The following is an 18,558-nucleotide window of genomic DNA, read 5'->3' on the forward strand; positions in this document are numbered from 1 at the left end:
CATAACTTCGCCTTTCTCCCTTTGTGCAGCTTAACCGCCTTGCGGCAGTCAGATTGTCGCGCAAGCCAAACTAGAACAGGAACTTGAATCCGAGTTGCCAGAAACGCGGGAAGTTCGATTGCCCGTTGGTGGCCTTGTTGATCGAACCGAACTCGGTGCTGTTCGGATCGGTGGTGTACGTGCGTTCGTCATACATCGGTGTATTGAAAATGTTGAACGCCTCGGCACGGAATTGGAAGCGCATCTTTTCGGTGATGCGGAAGGTCTTGGCCAAATTCAGATCGAACTGCTCGAACGCGGGGCGGCGAATGCGCGGATCGCGGATCGCCGTCGTGCGTGTGGTGAACGGTTCGCGGATGACAAAGTTCGGCGCGGTGCAGCCATACGCCACCGAATAGGCCACCAATGAGTAAGTCAATTGACCGCTCGCATCGCGTTTGTAGCTGCCGTCCGAATTCTTGACCGCCTGGCCCACGCAGGGTTTGACGCCTTGAATGAACTGCGTGCCGTTGAGTACGCGCAAGCGGTCGCTCAAGCGGGCGTCATTTTGATTGCCGATGAAATCCACGTTGCCGGGCAATTGCCAGGGCCGGCCGGAGTTGAAGATGTATGCGCCAGCCGCTTCCCAGCCGCCGAGCACGCCATCAAGTATACGGCCCGAGCCGCTCAAGAACTTCTTGCCCTTGCCGACCGGCACTTCCCACACGCCCGAAATCGTGAAGCGGTGGGGGCGATCCGAGAAGCTCAAGCTGCGGTTCTTGATCTTCGCCACGTCGTCAATGTAAGCCGCCGTGCTGTCTTGCGAACCGGGGAATTCGAGCGCTTGTTCCAATTGCTTCGACAGCGTATAGGTCGAACTCAAGGTTAAGCCTTGCGACAGTCGTTTGTTGAAAAGCATTTGCAGCGAGTTATACCAAACCTTGCCTTCGTTGCGTTCCAACTCGGTAATCGTGCTGTTGAATTGCGGGAAAGGGCGGGTCAGTTGATAACGCGTCAGTGTTGTTGACGTGAACAGGCTGGTGCCTTCAAATCCGGCGACACCTTGGAACGGATTCGGCAACAACGCGTTGCAAAACGCGGGATCGCCGCCCTTATTGGGGTCGCACTTGTCGCGGAAGGCTTGCGTCACTTCGTTGATGCCGTTGTAACGCGATTGCCCTTGATAGGTGCGACTGCCGACATAGCTGACTTCCAGCACGCTGTGCCAGGGCATTTGCCGCTGGATGGCGAACGAGAAGTTATGCACGTAAGGCACAGTGAAGTTTGGGTTCGAGTATTGGAGGCCGTTGCCGAGCAGCGTTTCCAACCCGCGCCCCGCGCCCGCCGGACGATTAACCGTCGGGAACGGGTTGTTGAGCGCATATGTTGGCGTGCGATTACCGTCGAGCGAACCGACCAGTGATGTAGTCAGGCTAAAGCCATTGAGCGGGAAGCCCGGCGCGCCTGTCGGATTCAAGTAGTAACGGCCAAAGCCGCCACGCAAGACGGTCTTGGCATTCAGCGAATAGGCCACGCCGATGCGCGGTTGGATGTTGTTCTTGTCATACTTGTACGGGCTGGTCGAGTTGCCATTGACACCCGCGAAGCCGAGTCCGCCAAACACCTGCGTCGCGCCGTTCAGCAATTTGGTCTTGTCAATGCGCGCACTGACCGGATTGACCGCCAGCGGATCAAACCCGTAATTCGCGCGGTTATAGCGCTCGACCGGCGGGCCGTTCAAATCCCAACGCAAGCCCAGGTTGATCGTCAGCTTGCGCGTCAGCTTCCAATCGTCCTGCACCCAAAGCGCGTAGTACTTGAACATGTAAATCGGGAAGGCGTTCGCATCCACGTTGCCCGACGCCGGCGCACCCAGCAACAACGAAGCAATCGAACTGCCGCTCAAGACATCGGCGCGCGAGAAATCCTTCTGGGTGAAGGTGCGGTCAAAGCTGATCTGCATGCCGCCATTGCCGCTGACCAGGCGCGCGTATTGCGAGTAGCGCAAATCCAAACCGAAGCGGATCGTATGCGCCGCTTTGCTCAACGAGGCGTTCGGCTGGAAACTGAAGACGTTGGTCGGCTCGCGGCTGAATGAGCCACGCCCATAGCTGATGAAGTCCGAGAAATTGAAGCGCGGGAACATCTTGACCGGCAATTGCGCACTGAGCGCAGACGGGAAACCAAGTTGCGTCACGTCATAACCGAGTCCACCCTCGAAACGCGCCGCTTCGATGTAACGGTTCGCCGATGAACGCAGATTCAAAATCAGGTTCGGGCTAAACGTGTGCACCCAGTCGGCCACGCCCGTGTAGTTGATGCGGTTGAGTGGCAACTGGCCGTCTTGCGCCGGGCCGGTCGTAATGCCGTTCGTCCAGCGAATCTCGGCGCGGTTGTTGTAGCCGTAGCGGAAAAACACTTTGTCTTTCTCGCCGATGTTCTGGTCAATTTTGAAAATCCAGTTTTTGAATTTGTCGTTGGCGATGTTCGGGATGTCAGCGAAGTTGTTGCGGAACGGATCGCTGCCCGGCGTCACCGCGTTCGGTTTGGGGAAGAAGGCGGCGACCTTCGCGGCAATTGGGTTGATGCGATTGGCCGGGATGATGTTGTTGGGGAACGGGTCGCGCACCCAGTTGCTGCCTTCCGCGCGTCCGGTCAACGGATCATAGATGGTAATCAATTGGCCGTTGGCATTTTTGTAATTGCTGAAATCGCCTTTGAGAAATGCTTCGGGCGGCACCGTGCGCACGGCCTGGTTGGGCGTCTGTTCGCGGTAACCTTCGTAGTTGAACAGGAAAAACGTCTTGTCGCGGCCATCATAACCGGCTTTGCGGAAGATGGACTTGGGCAAGCGCACCGGGCCGTTAATCACGCCGCCGTATTGATCCAACAGGTGCTCCGCCGCGACGAACTTGCCGGAATTGGGATCAAGTGTCTTGCCTTTCGGAATGCCCCGTGTATTCGCCAGCATATTGTTTGCGTCGAGCCAGTTGCGGCGATAGAACTCATAGAGCGAGCCATGAAACTGATTGCCGCCCGATTTGATCTGCACGTTGACGATGCCGCCTGACGTGCGGCCGTATTGCGCGTCGAACGAATTGGTGACGATCTTGAATTCGCCGACCGCGTCCACCGGCGGCACATAAGCCAGATTGTTGCCGCCCTGAATCGAATTGTTAGGCGCACCATCCAGCAGGAATTCGTTGTTGCGGTTCTGGCCGCCGTTGACCGACCAATCGGCAATCGCGCCGTTGTCAAAGGGGCGCTGATAAATCGCCGGGCCGTTAAAAGTAACCCCAGGCGTGAGCGTCGCCAGCATAAATGGATTGCGCGCGTTGAGCGGCAATTCGGTAATGCGGCGGTTCTCGATGACGTTGCCGCGGTCGGCTTTGGTTTCTTCGAGTAAGGCAGCCTCTGCCGTAATCGTCACGGTTTCGCTGGCCGCGCCGACTTCGAGCGTGATGTCAATCGTGGCGGTCTGGCTGACCTGCAAGAGTTGATTGTCGCGCTGGTATTTCTTGAATCCCTTGGCTTCCGCCGTCATTGCGTAGGTGCCGGGTTTCAAGAAAGGCACGTTGTAAGCGCCTTCGGAATTGGTGGTGACGGTGGCCGCCTCATTGGTGCCGGTGTTGCGCAAAAGGATCGTCGCACCGGGCACAGCCGCGCCATTCGGATCGGTCACACGGCCATTGACGGTCGCACGGAACTCTTGCGCCAAACCGCAAACCGTCAACAGCAGCAACCAGCAGAAAGAAACTGCCAGGGACTTCTTCATTGCTCCTCCTAAATTGGGCTAAGTTGGGACAGTTGATGTATCGGTAAAACGAGAACGCTCACAGCCGGGTCAGACCGCACTCTGAACCTTCTGCTACCAGAAAGTTTTCGGCTCACTTCTCCGTTGTTTCAATCCGTTATTGATTTGTCTTTTGATGAATCCCAGCGAAATCGTACAGAGGCGCTGACCGTTCCCCTGCACCCGGCGCCGCGATCAGGAAAGTGCGGCTGTGTAGAACCGGAAGACCGAGTGCTTGTGTGACAGCGGGAGCGGTAACGCGCGGTTCATTATGCACAAGGCAGCCGCCGTGCGCCAGCATTTTGGCGAGATTGGTCAAACCACTCAGCAATTCGATGTCATTGAAATAAGGGAAGACGTTGGTCACCACGATCAGATCAAATTGGCGCGTTGGTTCATAACGCTCCGTAATCACGTTCAGCCGCGCCGCGCTGAATTTCGCCAGCAACTCCGGGCGCAGGGTGAGCCGCTTGTGCAGATGCCCAGCGAATTCCGGCGGCACAGCCAGCGGGGCGCTCGTACCGATGGCATCGCCCAGGGTTTGGAAATAGTGTTTGTAATCATCCGTCAATGGCAGCGCGGGTTTATCAGCCAGGCCTGAGAGCAAAGAAAGCTGACGCGCTGATGCTTTGCTCACACGTTGAAGGTGGGCGATGACGCGCTCATTGATGTCCACACAATGAACGCGCAACTGCTTTTCATCCGCCAGCCCCAAACTCAACAACGCATCGGCGACGGCGAAGGGCTGGTAACTTTGCGGCCCAAACAGATCGAGCAAATCCGTGCGCGGCGCAAAATCCAACCCCGGCCCGACGATCAGCACGCGATTCAGTTTCAACTTGGGTTGCTGGCTTTTCAGAATCGCCAGCGACTGTTGCACGGCGAAATTGGCTTCGATCTGCGTGTCGGTGCTGTGGCCGCGCGTTTGATAAAGCTTCGCGAGTTCCTCCGTTTCGACGCGAAATTCCTTTTGATAGAGGAAGCGCATCGTCTCAGCATAGGCTTGGCACAGGCGCGCCGTCAGTTCGTTCAGAGGCCGTTTGTCGGCACTGGTAAGTTGCCGCAAGTAAAGCAAGCGCTCATCGTCGGTAAAGCCGCGCAGGGTTTTGAGGAATTCTTGCAAGCGTTGCTGCGCCGCTTTCGGGATGCGCGCACAAGGCGGCAGTGGCGCGCTACTTTCCGCCAGCCAGGCACTGCGTTCGGCTTCGCTCAGACTTCGCGCAAATTCGCGCGCGCTCAGCGCCGGTTCGATTTTCGGCAACTTAGTAAAGCGCGTGGATTGCAACGCGAAATAGATCAGATGTTCATACTCGCCGCGCAATTCCCGTTCGGCCGTCTCACGGTTCTGCTTGGCAATCCACTGGTCAAAAGCGTTTGGCAGCAGGCCCTGCTCTTTTAACCAGTCGTGAAAAGTTTCGGGCAAATCAGCAAAGCGCAAGGTCGTCGTTTGCGCGAGCGCCAGCCTGGCGCCGCCAAGCAGAGCTAGCAGGCAAAAGAAGGAGGCAGGTAGAACTATTCGACGTAACAACATAATTGACGGCCCAACCTGGGTACGCACCGCTTCCAGCGTGCGGCCTTGGCGCAAGACCAACTGCTGCTGAAAGGAAATCCCTACGGCCTCATTCCGTCCGTTGCCAGAACTGCACGCTGGAAGCGGTGCGTACCCAGGTTCACCACAACTCCCGCAAACGTTCCGCCGCGATATTGCGCCCGCACAACACCGCCACCACGTGCTGACCGCGAAACCGCTCCGCCGACTTTAACAGCGCCGCAACGGCCACGCCCGCCGCGCCCTCGATGACCCAGCGTTCCTTCTCCAGCACCAGCCGCATCGCATGTTTAATTTCGTCTTCGCTCACCAAAACATGTTCATCCAGCAAACGCTGGCAAGGCTCGAAGGTCAGCGCATCAGGTTCGACGCCACCCGCCGTGCTGTCTGAAAGCGTCGGCAACTCCGGTACATCAAAGATGCGCCCGGCTTTCAAACATTCGTACAACACCGGCGAATTTTCCGGCCAGCAGCCGACGATCTTGACCTTTGGTCTGACCTCTTTCAGATACGTCGCAATCCCCGCGATCAAGCCGCCGCCGCCCACGGCCACGAAAACAGCGTCCAGCGTTTCAAGCTGTTCGGCGAGTTCAACGCCAATTGTTCCCTGCCCCGCGATGACCTCGGCGTCGTTGTAAGGCGAGATAAAAACTTGGCCGCGCTGCCCCGCGACGGTGCGCGCCTGCATTTCTGCTTTCAATGAATCATCGCCAAAGAAGACCGGCTCCCCGCCCAGTGCGCGAATCAGCGCCACACGCAGTTCCGGCACGCCGTTGCGCATGAACACCCGCACCGGCACACCCAATTGCCGTGCCGCGTAACAAACCGCGATGCCGTGATTGCCATTGGACGCCGTGATAACGCCGCGCGCGCGTTCTTCCGCCGACAGTGAAAGTAGTTTGTTCGCTGCGCCGCGCAGCTTGAAGGAACCGGTGTGTTGCAGGTGTTCGAGCTTGAGCCAGACGTGGCAACCGGTCAGTTCGCTCAACGCCCGCGAATAATCAGTCGGCGTCGTGCGGATGACAGGTTGAATGCGGGCGGCGGCGGTAAGGGTAGCTTGGGCAGTAATCATCGGTTGTTTTTTTTGGCGTTGTCTAAACCTGGGTACGCACCGCTTCCAGCGTGCAGGCTTGGCGACAGACGGAATGAAGCCGGAGGGATTTCCTTTCAGCAGCAGTTGGTCTCGCGCCAAGCCTGCACGCTGGAAGCGGTGCGTACACAGGTTTAGACCGGCAATTGCCAGGGTGCGCGGTATGCGCGCGCGACCAAGCGTTGTGCTTCGGCATCATTCACGATCTGCTTGCCATCCCAAGCGACCGTGCGACCCGTGCGATAAGCGATATTCGCCAGATGCGAGGGCAGGATCGAATTGAAACCAATCTCAATGTCCGCCGCCGGGCGCTGGCGCGTGCGCATGCAATCCAGAAAGTTGCGCGCGTGTTCCAAGCCGGGGTCTTCGTTGCGCGGCGTTGCGCGCGGCTCGCCGGTCATACGATAGAAATCCTTGCGGTCTTTGCCGCGCTCCGATTCGGGGAAGACTTCCCAACCGCCGCGATCAATCACCAGTACGCCATTGTTGCCGTGAAAGGCCACGCCGTGTTCGCGCGCTTCGGGGCCGCGTCCGACAAAGACGGCGTGTTCCCACACCATCGTGTAGCCGGGATAGGTCCACAATGCTTGCAAGGTATCGGGAATCTCTTGCGCGTCCTCTGGGTACCCAAACTTGCCGCCCGCCGCCATTGCGTTTTGCGGCGCACCGCTTTGCATGCCCCACGCGGCAATATCCATCTGATGCGCGCCCCAATCGGTCGTCAGCCCGCCCGCGTAATCCCAAAACCAGCGGAAGTTGAAATGAAAGCGATTGCGATTGAACGCGCGTTTCGGCGCGGGCCCCAACCACATGTCGTAATCCACCGACGCGGGCGCAGCTTCATCCGCCACGGCCGGCAGGCTCTTCACCCAATTCAAATAGGCCCAGCCGCGCACCATGCGAATCTTGCCGAGTTTGCCGCTTTGCACATAGGCCATCGCTTCCTGATGAAAGGCCGAACTGCGCAGCATCGTGCCGACCTGTACGACGCGCTTGTAGCGGCGCGCGGCCTCGACCATCGCGCGGCCTTCGGCAATCGTGGTGGCGAGCGGCTTCTCGACATAAACATCCTTGCCCGCCTGACAGGCCATGATCGTGGGCAGCGCGTGCCAATGATCGGGCGTGCCGACGATGACGGCGTCTATGTTTTTATCTTCGATCAAGCGGCGAAAGTCGCGCGTGAGCAAGGCTGGCGTTTGCCCGGCGCGTTCGGTGACGGTCTTTAACTGTTTGGCCGTTTGCGCATCGTCAACATCGCACAAGGCGACGCATTCGGTCTTGGGCACTTGCAAGGCCTTCATCAAATCGCTGCCGCCCTGACCGCCGCAGCCGATCAGGCCGAGGCGGATGCGGTCATTCGCGCCTTGAATCTTGTTGTAAGAAGCGGCTTCCGCCGAGGTCACGGCCAATGCGCCAGTCACGCCTGCCTTGACCGAAGCTTGCAGAAATTTGCGGCGGGTCTTGTCGGTCATAAAAAGGCCTCTCTGCTTGTACGATGAGGCGCGCAGCGCCGGGACAGTACCGCGCGCGTGAGCAAGCGGTGCGTCAAATCAAGCGCAATGACGCAACGATGAAAGCACCGCTTGCTGACGCGCGCGGTACCTCACCTTAATCGGCAATCGCCTGATACGCCAGCACGCGAAACTCCGAACCGTAATCCACCGTGTTCGGCATAATCTGAATCATAAAGATGCCGATCAATTCTTCCTGCGGATCAATCCAGAATTTCGTACCGGCCGCGCCGCCCCAATTGTATTCGCCCGGCGTCCCCAGCATCCCCGCTTCGCCCGGCGCTTTGCTGACTGCAAAACCAAGACCAAAACCAGTACCCGGCCCCATGCCCGGAATCGTGCCCAGGTTGTCGCTGCTCATCAGTTGCACGGTCTTGCGGCTGAGCAAGCGTTTGCCTTCGTATTGCCCCTGATTCAAGAGCATCTGGCAAAAGCGCAAATAGTCATAAGCCGTCGAAACCAGCCCGCCGCCGCCCGACAGCATGCCCATCTGTTGCGTGAACGAAGGCACGGCGTCCGGGAACTTCTGCAAGCATTCCTCGCGCGTGTTGCAAATCGGCGAGGCCTTGATCGGGCCTTCTTTGGTCGGGGTGTAAAGCTTGGCAAGACGATTCACCTTGTTGGCGGGCACGGTAAAACCCGTGTCATTCATCTCCAACGGCACAAAGATGCGCTCCTGCAAAAACTGATCGAAGGATTTGCCCGACAGGACTTCGACCAGGCGGCCCAGCACGTCCACCGAGACGCTGTAATGCCAGCGCGTGCCCGGTTCGTATTGCAGCGGGATGGCTGCGAGCTTCGTGACGAAGTCGGCCAGGTTCACGTTCGACAGTATCCCGGCCTTGCGATATTCCTGATCCACCAGCGTGTCGCCAAACACGCCGTAAGTCAGCCCCGCCGTATGCCGCAACAAATCGCGCACGGTAATCGGGCGTTTGGCGGGCACGGTCTTCATCATCGGCTTGCCGGTCTGCGGGTCTTTCTCTTCGACCGCGACTTGCAGCTTGGCGAATTCGGGCAGGTATTTGGCGACCGGATCGTTGAGCTGAAACTTCCCTTCTTCGTAAAGCATCATCACCGCGACGCTGGTGATCGGCTTGCTCATCGAATAGATGCGATGAATCGTGTCGAACTGCATCGGCTTGCCGCCCTCGGCATCAGCCATCCCGTATGTTTCCTGATAGGCGATCTTGCCGTGTCGCGCGATCAGGCCCATTGCCCCCGCCATCTTTTTGTCGGCGATATGTTGATTCATCGCTGTGCGGATGTAGGCCAGACGCGGCGTAGACAAGCCCACCGCTTCGGGCGCAGCCGTGGGCGGATCGCTTTTGCCTTTGCCAACGACTGACTGGTGAATTGGATTGGCAGACAACAGCACGCCAAGCAAGAGTGCAAACAAGAGACGCTTCATAGTTCCTCCAACGCAAGCGCCGCAGCCATTCAACTCAGTTGGGAGTCAGAGCCGCGACGATTCAAATTCGATGTTATAGCCAGTGTGGTACAGCGCGGACGTGCGCAACAGCGGCGGGATGATAGGCGTTCAATCGTACAAGTTCAATTGCGGCTGGAGTAACGCCCTAAAACTGTGTTGCCAGTGAACGGAGGGTCTTGCCCACGAAGCCACACCAAGAAAACACGAAGAGCGGAAAACGATGTCAGCGGCAGTCGCGGCGCTCGTTGCCACACTAACCTGTAATAACCTTCGTGTCTCCTTAGTGTGACTTCGTGGGCGAGAGCTTGCTATCGGTAAGCAACTCAACTTTAGGACACCACCTGCGGCTGGTAACAAGTTTCAAGGTCGAATCTCAATCGGCGTCCCCACCGGCACCGCCTGCCAAATCTCATCCATCTCGGCATTCGTCACGCCGATGCAACCGTCCGTCCAATCCATCCAGCGATGCAGGCGGCCTATCCACCAAACCTTGTTCGGCAAGCCGTGAATCATCACCGCCCCACCGGGCGAAACGCCGCGCGCCAGGGCCTGGGCCTTGTCGGCTGCGTTTGGATAAGAGATGTGCAGGGCGCGATGTGCAAGGCTACGCGGATTGCGAAAGTCCAACGTGTAGCGGCCTTCGGGCGTGCGCTCATCGCCTTCTTGCAGCTTGTGCCCAATCGGATTTTGTCCCAGCGCGATGCGATAGGTTTTGAGCACCCGCCCATTCTGCAACAATTGCAGCTTGTGTTCGGCTTTGAGCACCAGCGCGGCATCGGCCTGGGCATCAGCGGGCAAGACCTCACCGCCGCGCCAGTTTGCATAAGCAACCAAAACAGCAGCCGTGATGGGTAGCAGGCTAAACAGTACGCTGGTGGTGAGCAAAGCAAAGCGTTCGTTGGTCATCGCGTTACCATTGAGACAGCCAGGCCAGCGGAGTAGATCAAAATATGGTAGTGGCTCAAAGAGGGGAGGTCTTGCCGCAGATGGCCGCTGAAAAACGCGGCTCAAACCTGTTAGCCATTCCATTGATCGGCGTTAGTCTGCGTTGATCTGCGGCTTGGCTCTCTTCTCATTGACCCACTACCCAAAATATACCCGCGCCAGGTTTTACTTTCCCGCCGCCTTGGCGTTCGCCGTCTGATTGATGCGCGCATCCATCATCCGCACCAACTCGGCATTCGTGAACGGTTGCCAGCCGTGCGGCTTCATCGGTCGCCCGTACTCAAACACGGCTTCGGCTTTGGGATTCTCAGCGGCTTTCAAAAAGTCTTCGAGCTGATAGACCGCCAGGTTCAAGTAGTAGTTATCCATATCGCCGCAATACACGTGAATCTTGTCGACCAGGTCAGGGCCGATCTTCGACCAGTTCTTTTCCAGGTTGTAGCGCAGGTCATAACCGTTATCGCGCATATACAACGCCACCTCGCGATCAATCTTGCCCGTCATTCGATCCCAGATTGTACGCGGATAGCCATCCTTGCCGACCGGCCCATACGCCGCATCCCACGCGGCAATTTGCTGGCCCGAACGGATATTGCTGCCGAGCACGGCTTCCAACCGGCTCATCTCGCGCATCGTCAACGTCACCTGCCCATCGGCGTTGCGCGACAGCGGGCGAATCAGCTTGGCCCAATCGCCGCTCGGCACTTCAAAGGCATTGTCGTCTTCGTAAACGTTCGACATCTGATAGCGCCTGAAATCCACCGGATCGGGATACAGCGACCACGTGCCGTTGAAAAACTTCGGATGCAGGATTTGCAGCGCCAGCGATTCCCAACCGCCCGTCGAACCGCCCGTCAGCACACGCGCTTGCGGCTCGGCGCGCAGCCTGAAATTCTTTTCGAGATACGGGATCAATTCGGTGAGCAGCGCATCGCCATACGGCCCATTGTTGACCGAGTTCACCGCGTAAGAATCATCGTAATACGGCGTCGGATGCTGAAAGGTCACGGCGGCCATACGCGGGAAGTTGTCAGACAGCCACGCTTGCGAGAACTCGTAACTGGTTTCGCGCGCACCCCGGCTCAGCCGCGCCTTGCGCTGTTCCGCGCTCTCAGGCGTGGCCGGTGCCTGCGTCGTAAACTGGAACGGCGCGCCGAGTCCGAAATGCCCCTGAATGTAAATCGCCGGATACTTCTGATTCGCGTTCTGCGCGTAGCCCTTCGGCAACAGCACCGTCGCGCCCAGATACATCGGATGGCCCCAGAACTCCGTCAACAGCTTGCTCTGAATCTTCACCCGCTTGACCCATTCGGTATCGGGCGGCGCCACGACCGGCGGCAGCTTTTTGGTCAGCGAAAGCTTGATGTTGAACCCGGCAGCCGGGTCTAGGCGCACGCGCTGCACCTCGCTGACCAGATTGCCCGGCGAGCGATTCCATTGCTGGCCTTCCCACTGATCCAGATGCACCCAGATCACATGCCCGTCCTTGCGATGAACTTGCGTGTATACGTTCAGCAGCGCTTGCACGTAATACTCACCCGCCGGAAGCTGGCTCAGGCTCTCGACCTGATAGCCCAACGTCGAACTATCAATCACCGCATGCGCGCTCGGTTTCAATGCATCCACATCCTGCCCATAAAACGGCACCGAAGCTTGATACGAACCCGCCTGCAAGCGCGGCTCGACGCGATTGTTTTTCGAGATCATCACGAAAACGCGCCCGGTGATGGGGCCGTTATCGAGCGCGGCGGGATAGGAAATCTCGAAGCGTGCATCTGTCGTTGCAGAGCGGCTTGGATGGATTGCCAACAGCGAGAGACAAAAGGCGAGGCCAACAACAGCCAGAATTCTTCGCTTCATTCGAATGCTCCTGATTAGTTAGGGATAGGTTTGTAAGTTCAGCCCGGCAATAAATCGAAAGTCGCGCTGGTTTTTCGTGATAAAGGGTGCAGCGTATTCCAATGCAGTCGCAGCAATCAGCGCATCCGCAATCAGCAAGCCGTGGCTCAGCCGATATTACCGCAACAAGTCAACAGCGTGGTCAGAAATTTGATCCGTGATTTTCAGCACTTGAAAGCGGCGGAGGAAGCTTTCCAGATCGTGCAATTCCGTCTTGCCTACGACTAATTCCATCTGCGTCACGGCACTGACCGCCACGGACGTTTGCTGTTCGAGGCGTTGCAAGCAGGCGATGGCAGTCTGATCGCCACGCCCAACATCAATCAAAATGTCAGTGTCAACGATGGTGAACGCCACGTTACTGACCCCATTCAGACGCGCGGAGGCTGCGGACGCACGTTGTGCTATCAGTTATTTCATCGCGGTCTCGCCACATGCCAATGAAATTTTCATTGGCATGTGGCGTATTAGGTGAAGGCGCGCCTTGACGAGCGTAGCGTTGCCGCATAAACCCTATGAAATTTTCTAAGAGGCTTCGCCCTTCTGGCGGCAAGGCTGCAATTTCTCGCAAGATTTCTTCGGTTGTCATAACACCTCCCATTTAGAATTATATTTTTTCCGTTGAACTTTTGAAAACAGCCTCTTCTGGGTTCTTGATGGCAGAAAGAATATTTTCAGCCACTTTTGCAATTAGCTTCTTACCCCAAAAGGGGTCATTTACGTCATAGTAAATGACCCGAATATGTCATACGTCAAACGGTACATCCTCTTCATTGGAAGAGATAAGCACAACTGGCTTCTTCAAGGCGTGGCCGAACGCCTTTCATAATGCAATTCTTGAAGTGCAAAACCTCTGGGAGGGCTTATACCTTGAGAAGATCAGACCAGTCTTGGGCGGGTTGATGCCGAGCACAGCCAATACTTCTGCCAACCTTCTAGCAGCAAGAGTGAGTTCACCAGAACAGACAGTCACACCACGCAATCCAATCCTTCCGCCATTGCTGCCAGCGCAAGGTGTAAAACGGGCTGTAGGCAAGCTGACGCCAACTGCGCCGACTGCTTCGGTCAGCTTTGTTGTTGAAACGGGCGCCGACCTAACAGTCAGCCTCACCACTGATGCGATGAAACCAGACTTGACACTCAACGCGCCCGGCGGCGTGAGGTATTCGCCAACTTCGGTCAATGGGTTGGATAAACGCTACGACATTTTTCAGAACGTTTCGGGCATAACACAAGTTTTCGCGATTCACAGTCCAGCGCCCGGCAATCCCGGCAATTGGACGCTGAATCTCGTAGTGGATAACAACAATGTTCTGCTCACGGGAGCAAACTGGACTGCCAACATCAGTCTTCATGCTGGGATCGGTTTGCAAGTTGAGGTCGCAGAAACAAACTACCTTGTGAGTGAGACGCTGAAACTCAAAGCGACAGCCAAACGAGACAGCACGGCGTTGACCAGTCTCACCGTCGCCGCCAGCTTCACCCCAACCACCGGCGGCACCGCTACCAACTTCACCCTCTTCGACGATGGCGCACACGAAGACGGTGCGGCCAATGATGGCGTGTACGCTGGCAGTCAGTCCCTGAACACAGTCGGCAGCTTTGATCTGACGGTGACGGCGGCGGGCAATGCGCCGCTCGGCGCATTCCAACACCAGCAAGCGGGCACGTTCACCGTCAGCGCGCCAGAAGCGACGATCAGCGGCGGCTTCACCGAAGCTGCGCCCGATGCCGATAACGATGGCCGCTACGATTCGATCAATTGGAGCTTTGCCGTCAATGTGCCGCGCGTGGGCAGCTACACGGTCTTTGGCGATTTGGCGGCGCGGGATGGCAGCAGCGTCGGCAGCGCCAGTGCGAGCGTGAATGCAACGGTGGCGGGCAATCAGAACGTAACGCTCGTCTTTGCGGGGCAGGAGCTTTACCGCAACGGCAAGGAGGGGCCGTACCTGCTGAAGAATCTGCGCATCACGGTGGCGACGGCGGAGGGCGAGCGGCTGAGTGGTAGACCGGCGCAAACGGCGCTCACCGGCGGGCCGTAGTATTCGAGTTGGCTGTCGTTCGAGCGCGCCGAAACGCCGTCGCTGGTGTGGCAAGCGCCCGTGTTGGAACAGGTGACGCGCGGTGGCAGTTACGACTTGCGCTGGCTGTTCAAAGACGGCAACGGCGGCGCGACGGTGGATTTGTACTACGACATGACGGGCAGTGGGTTTGCGGGGACGGCGATTGTGACGGGGTTGAACGCGACGAATGGCGAGATGATCTACAACTGGGATGTGGGCGCGTTGCCGGATGGGTTGTATTACGTCTATGCGCGGTTCAGGAACGGTGAGTTTTCAGATGCGGTCTACGGCGGCAGTGTGCGCAAGCTGACGGACACGGATGGTGACGGAATGCCGGATGCGTGGGAGACAGCGAATGGTCTGAATCCGAACAGCGACGCCGCTGCCTATCTCGAACCCGATGGGGATGGGCCATCGAATTTGGACGAGTACATCAGCAACACCAATCCACGCGCAGCGGATACGGACGGCGGCGGCGAAAGCGATCGGTCGGAAGTGACGAATGGGCGCGACCCGTTGGCGCAGGCGGATGACGTGACAGGCGTGACGGTGCTGGCGGCCAGTCCGGCGCAAGGCGACAGCCGGGGCGGCGACCAGGTGATGATCGTGGGCAGCGGCTTCCGCACTGGTGCGACGGTGAGTTTCGGCAATGTAGCCGCGACAGGCGTGACGTTTATCAACAGTACGAAGCTGCTGGTGACGACTCCGGCGGGCAACATCGGCAAGGTCGAATCCGGCGAATGGCGGCAGCGTGAACGGCGCGTCTGTAGGCAGCAACGCGACGTTCACTGCTGTGGCTAGTACTCCATCAAGCTGTAAGTGATGGATGCTGAGAGCGCATCCGGGATGTAGGGCGGGATTAAATCCCGCCCTACATCCCTCATTTTCGGCTTGATGGAGTACTAGCGGTACGCCTGCGCCTACGGTGCAATGGCAGGTAAGCACGGACGGTGGTGCGACGTTCAACAGCATCAACGGCGCAACGAACACAACGCTGACTGTGTTGCCGCTGACATTGAGCGATAACGGCAAACGGTATCGCGCGGTCTTCACGAATAGTTGTGGGATGGCTGCCAGCAATGCGGCGACGCTCACACCTGCCAATCCGGTAGTGAACGTTTCGGCGGCCAGCTACAGCGGCGCGCAGCTTGCGCCGGAAGCCCTCGTTACGGCGTTTGGCGAATGAGTTGGCAACGAGAACAGTGATAGCTTCGACGCTGCCGACTGCATTAAATGGCACAACGGTAAAGATCAGAGATAGCGCCGGGGTGGAATGGCTGGCCGCGCTCTTCTTTGTATCGCCGACGCAGATCAACTATCAAATCCCGCCAGGAACAGCGGCGGGTGTGGCGACAGTCACGGTCACGAGCAGCAGCGGCGCTCTCTCGGTCGGCACAATACAAATTGCCACGGTTGCGCCGGGTTTGTTTTCTGCCAATGCGAGCGGGCAAGGGCTGGCTGCTGCGGTTGCCTTGCGCGTGAAGAGCAATGGCGCACAAACCTATGAACCAATCGCGCGCTTCGATACGACGATCAATCGGATGGTCGCTACGCCGATTGACCTCGGCCCGGCGGGCGAGCAGGTCTTTTTGATCTTGTACGGCACGGGCCTCAAGTTCCGCAGTTCGTTGGCTGCCGTGACGGCGAAAATCGGCGGTGCGGATGCATCCGTCTCATTCGCCCAAGCGCAAGGGAGCCTGACCGGCTTGGATCAAGTCAACGCGCTGATTCCGCGCAGCCTGCTTGGGCGTGGTGAGGTGGATGTTGTGTTGACTGTAGATGGGAAGGCGGCGAATACGGTGTGGGTAAGCATCAAGTAAAGGAGCGCCTCACCCGCCGCCACATTCCTTCTCAAGCAATGACTGTAAGCGTTGTTGAGAGCGGCAGGCAGGCTACCTGGCTGCGCGACAAGCTGGCAGCTTGTCGCGGGCGTGGCGGTCAGCCCACTGGTTCGCAAGCCGAGACTTCGACAAGCTGGCAGCTTGTCGGACACTTTTCAAGAATGATAGACCTTGGTCTTCACGGTTTGCCATCCGCGCAACATCGGGTAAGATGCCGCTCGTTTTCCCACTCTCCCACGTTCGATGCCCCTCAGTTCGACCGAACAAAGCTCTTTCAAATAGCCATCGGTCTCGTTTGCCCACCTCATCAATCAACAAAAACACACCTAACGAAATAGGAAAGGAATGGTCTTGGTTATGGATTTTCGTGCTCTGCTTTGGCGTTTTCGCCACACGCTGGTCGTTGTGTGCGCCGTGCTGGCGCTGGTCACTTGGCAAGGGCTGCCGGTTTCGCAGGCGGCGGGCGAGGGGTACTGGCACACCAGCGGCAATCAGATACTCGACAGCAACAATCAACCCGTGCGCATCGCGGGCATCAATTGGTTTGGGATGGAGACGTCCAGCTTCGCACCGCACGGGCTGTGGACGCGCGGTTATAAACCGATGCTCGATCAGATCAAGGCGCTCGGTTACAACACGCTGCGCCTGCCGTATTGCAATCAACTCTTCGACGCGGGCAGCACGCCCAATGGGATTGATTTCAGTCAGAACACTGACTTGATCGGCTTGAATGGCGCGCAAATTATGGACAAGCTCGTCGCGTATTGCGGCCAAATCGGCCTGCGCATCATCCTTGACCGGCATCGTCCTGACGCGGGTGGGCAGTCTGAACTCTGGTACACGGCAGCCTATAGCGAAACGCGCTGGCTCAACGATTGGACGGCGTTAGCTGCGCGGTACAACAACAATCCGACCGTCGTCGGTGCCGATTTGCACAACGAACCGCACGGCAATGCCTGCTGGGGTTGTGGCGATGTGAATCGTGATTGGCGACTCGCCGCCGAACGCGCGGGCAATGCGATTCTGGCGGTCAATCCCAACTGGCTGATCCTGGTCGAAGGCGTCGAAAGCTACAACGGCGATTTCTTCTGGTGGGGCGGCAATCTGATGGGGGCGGGCAGTGCGCCGGTGCGCTTGAATGTCGCCAATCGGCTGGTCTATGCGCCGCACGATTACCCGGCCTCGGTCTATCCGCAAACGTATTTCAGCGCGCCGGATTATCCGAACAACCTGCCTGGAATCTGGGATGCGCATTGGGGTTACTTGCACAAAAACAACATTGCACCAGTGCTGCTTGGCGAATTCGGCACGAAGCTGCAAACGGCGTCAGATCAACTGTGGCTGGATAACCTGGTGAGCTATCTGGGCACGGGCGTGAACGGCATTAACTGGACGTTCTGGTGTTGGAATCCAAATTCGGGTGACACCGGCGGTATCCTCAATGATGACTGGCAGACGATCAATTTTGCCAAACATAACAAGCTGGTGCCGATTCAGTATTCGTTGACCGGCGGCAATCCCACGCCGACACCCACGCCAACGCCGCTGGCAACACCAACACCGACGCCGGTTGCCACGCCTACACCGTCGCCCACGCCAAGCGGCGCGGCCTGCTCGGTCAGTTACGTCGTGACAAGTCAGTGGGGCAACGGCTTCAACGCCGATGTCACGATCACCAATCGCACGGGCGTGACACTGAATGGCTGGCAATTAACGTGGACGTTCGCAGGCAACCAACAATTCGTGAATGTCTGGAACGGCGTCGGCAGCCAAACCGGTCAAGCTGCCCGCGTCAGCAATGCCGGTTGGAACGGCGCGGTCGCCCATAACGGCACGGTGGCCTTCGGCCTCCAGGCCAGTTTCAGCGGCAGCAATGCCATCCCCACGGCGTTTGCGTTGAATAGCATCGCCTGTAACGGCGGCCCTGCGCCAACACCGACGCCAACTCCCACGCCGTTACCAACGCCGACACCGACTCCCATGCCAACGCCTACGCCAACCCCTGTGCCGACGCCCACACCGACGCCGGTTCCGACACCAACGCCACCCCCCGTACCGACGCCCACACCTGGCAGCGCCGCGTGTTATGTGACGTACACGGTGCGGGATCAGTGGCAAACCGGGTTCGTCGTAGATGTGCTGGTAGAAAACCGGACGGGCGCGACGATCAATGGCTGGCAACTCGCGTGGTCGTTCGCGGGCAATCAGCAGATCACCAATCTTTGGAATGGAGTGTTGAATCAGACGGCGACGGCAGTGCGCGTCAATGATGCGGGCTGGAATAAGAACATTGCGAATGGCGGCATGGCTGGGTTTGGCTTCCAGGCCAATTACAACGGCAGCAATCCGCTGCCTGCCAACTTCACCTTGAATGGCCTGGCCTGCACTCGCAGATAAATGAAGCTCGTGCTTGATTCAGAAGGTGTGCCTGACCTGGGTACGCACCGCTTCCAGCG

General features: G+C 58.0%; 12 protein-coding genes and 1 pseudogene. 5 read left to right on the forward strand and 8 right to left on the reverse strand.

The genetic code is table 11. The annotated features are described in order from the left end of the window. Positions 1 to 70 precede the first annotated feature (70 nt). The 8 genes and pseudogenes from HY011_16905 to HY011_16940 all read right to left on the reverse strand — a co-directional run bounded on the left by HY011_16905 (position 71) and on the right by HY011_16940 (position 12,555). Entirely contained in the window at positions 71 to 3,754 is a 3,684-nt protein-coding gene (locus tag HY011_16905; GenBank protein MBI3424616.1) for a carboxypeptidase regulatory-like domain-containing protein, read from the reverse strand. A gap of 136 nt (positions 3,755 to 3,890) precedes the next feature. Then, complete coding sequence (locus tag HY011_16910; protein MBI3424617.1) at positions 3,891 to 5,303, reverse strand: hypothetical protein; 1,413 nt, start codon at positions 5,301 to 5,303, stop codon at positions 3,891 to 3,893. A 139-nt stretch (positions 5,304 to 5,442) separates the two neighbouring features. After that, the gene (locus tag HY011_16915; protein ID MBI3424618.1) at positions 5,443 to 6,393 is read right to left on the reverse strand and encodes a threonine/serine dehydratase; all 951 of its coding nucleotides are present in this window, start codon (positions 6,391 to 6,393) and stop codon (positions 5,443 to 5,445) included. 152 nt (positions 6,394 to 6,545) lie between these two features. After that, the gene (locus HY011_16920) at positions 6,546 to 7,883 is read right to left on the reverse strand and encodes a Gfo/Idh/MocA family oxidoreductase (protein MBI3424619.1); all 1,338 of its coding nucleotides are present in this window, start codon (positions 7,881 to 7,883) and stop codon (positions 6,546 to 6,548) included. A gap of 136 nt (positions 7,884 to 8,019) precedes the next feature. Then, entirely contained in the window at positions 8,020 to 9,333 is a 1,314-nt protein-coding gene (locus HY011_16925) for a beta-lactamase family protein (protein ID MBI3424620.1), read from the reverse strand. Between the two features lie 381 nt (positions 9,334 to 9,714). After that, positions 9,715 to 10,260 carry a L,D-transpeptidase family protein gene (locus HY011_16930; protein ID MBI3424621.1) on the reverse strand — a complete coding sequence of 182 codons (546 nt, stop codon included), beginning with the start codon at positions 10,258 to 10,260 and terminating at the stop codon, positions 9,715 to 9,717. Between the two features lie 204 nt (positions 10,261 to 10,464). Beyond that, positions 10,465 to 12,159, reverse strand: coding sequence for a hypothetical protein (locus tag HY011_16935; protein MBI3424622.1), 1,695 nt, complete (start codon positions 12,157 to 12,159; stop codon positions 10,465 to 10,467). An 18-nt stretch (positions 12,160 to 12,177) separates the two neighbouring features. After that, a pseudogene (locus tag HY011_16940) lies at positions 12,178 to 12,555 on the reverse strand (type II toxin-antitoxin system VapC family toxin). A 764-nt stretch (positions 12,556 to 13,319) separates the two neighbouring features. Between HY011_16940 and HY011_16945 the strand changes: the two are divergent. The 5 genes from HY011_16945 (at position 13,320) to HY011_16965 (ending at position 18,499) form a co-directional block, all read left to right on the forward strand. Continuing rightward, positions 13,320 to 14,240, forward strand: a complete 921-nt coding sequence (locus HY011_16945; GenBank protein ID MBI3424623.1) for a hypothetical protein — start codon at positions 13,320 to 13,322, stop codon at positions 14,238 to 14,240. Positions 14,241 to 14,285: 45 nt separating this feature from the next. Further along, complete coding sequence (locus tag HY011_16950; GenBank protein MBI3424624.1) at positions 14,286 to 15,062, forward strand: IPT/TIG domain-containing protein; 777 nt, start codon at positions 14,286 to 14,288, stop codon at positions 15,060 to 15,062. Between the two features lie 124 nt (positions 15,063 to 15,186). Beyond that, positions 15,187 to 15,447: a hypothetical protein gene (locus HY011_16955; GenBank protein MBI3424625.1), complete on the forward strand. Its 261-nt coding sequence runs from the start codon at positions 15,187 to 15,189 to the stop codon at positions 15,445 to 15,447. Between the two features lies 1 nt (position 15,448). Continuing rightward, on the forward strand, positions 15,449 to 16,081 hold the full coding sequence (locus HY011_16960) for a hypothetical protein (GenBank protein MBI3424626.1): 633 nt from the start codon (positions 15,449 to 15,451) through the stop codon (positions 16,079 to 16,081). 378 nt (positions 16,082 to 16,459) lie between these two features. Beyond that, positions 16,460 to 18,499, forward strand: coding sequence for a cellulase family glycosylhydrolase (locus tag HY011_16965; GenBank protein MBI3424627.1), 2,040 nt, complete (start codon positions 16,460 to 16,462; stop codon positions 18,497 to 18,499). Positions 18,500 to 18,558 lie beyond the last annotated feature (59 nt).

The organism is Acidobacteriota bacterium, assembly GCA_016196035.1.
Taxonomy (GTDB): Bacteria; Acidobacteriota; Blastocatellia; order RBC074; family RBC074; genus JACPYM01.

Coding starts and splice junctions, on each gene's coding strand:
- HY011_16945 (MBI3424623.1), top strand. CDS start 13,320: ATGAAACCAGACTTGACACTCAACGCGCCCGGCGGCGTGAGGTATTCG.
- HY011_16915 (MBI3424618.1), bottom strand. CDS start 6,393: ATGATTACTGCCCAAGCTACCCTTACCGCCGCCGCCCGCATTCAACCT.
- HY011_16910 (MBI3424617.1), bottom strand. CDS start 5,303: ATGTTGTTACGTCGAATAGTTCTACCTGCCTCCTTCTTTTGCCTGCTA.
- HY011_16920 (MBI3424619.1), bottom strand. CDS start 7,883: ATGACCGACAAGACCCGCCGCAAATTTCTGCAAGCTTCGGTCAAGGCA.
- HY011_16925 (MBI3424620.1), bottom strand. CDS start 9,333: ATGAAGCGTCTCTTGTTTGCACTCTTGCTTGGCGTGCTGTTGTCTGCC.
- HY011_16965 (MBI3424627.1), top strand. CDS start 16,460: ATGGATTTTCGTGCTCTGCTTTGGCGTTTTCGCCACACGCTGGTCGTT.
- HY011_16905 (MBI3424616.1), bottom strand. CDS start 3,754: ATGAAGAAGTCCCTGGCAGTTTCTTTCTGCTGGTTGCTGCTGTTGACG.
- HY011_16930 (MBI3424621.1), bottom strand. CDS start 10,260: ATGACCAACGAACGCTTTGCTTTGCTCACCACCAGCGTACTGTTTAGC.
- HY011_16935 (MBI3424622.1), bottom strand. CDS start 12,159: ATGAAGCGAAGAATTCTGGCTGTTGTTGGCCTCGCCTTTTGTCTCTCG.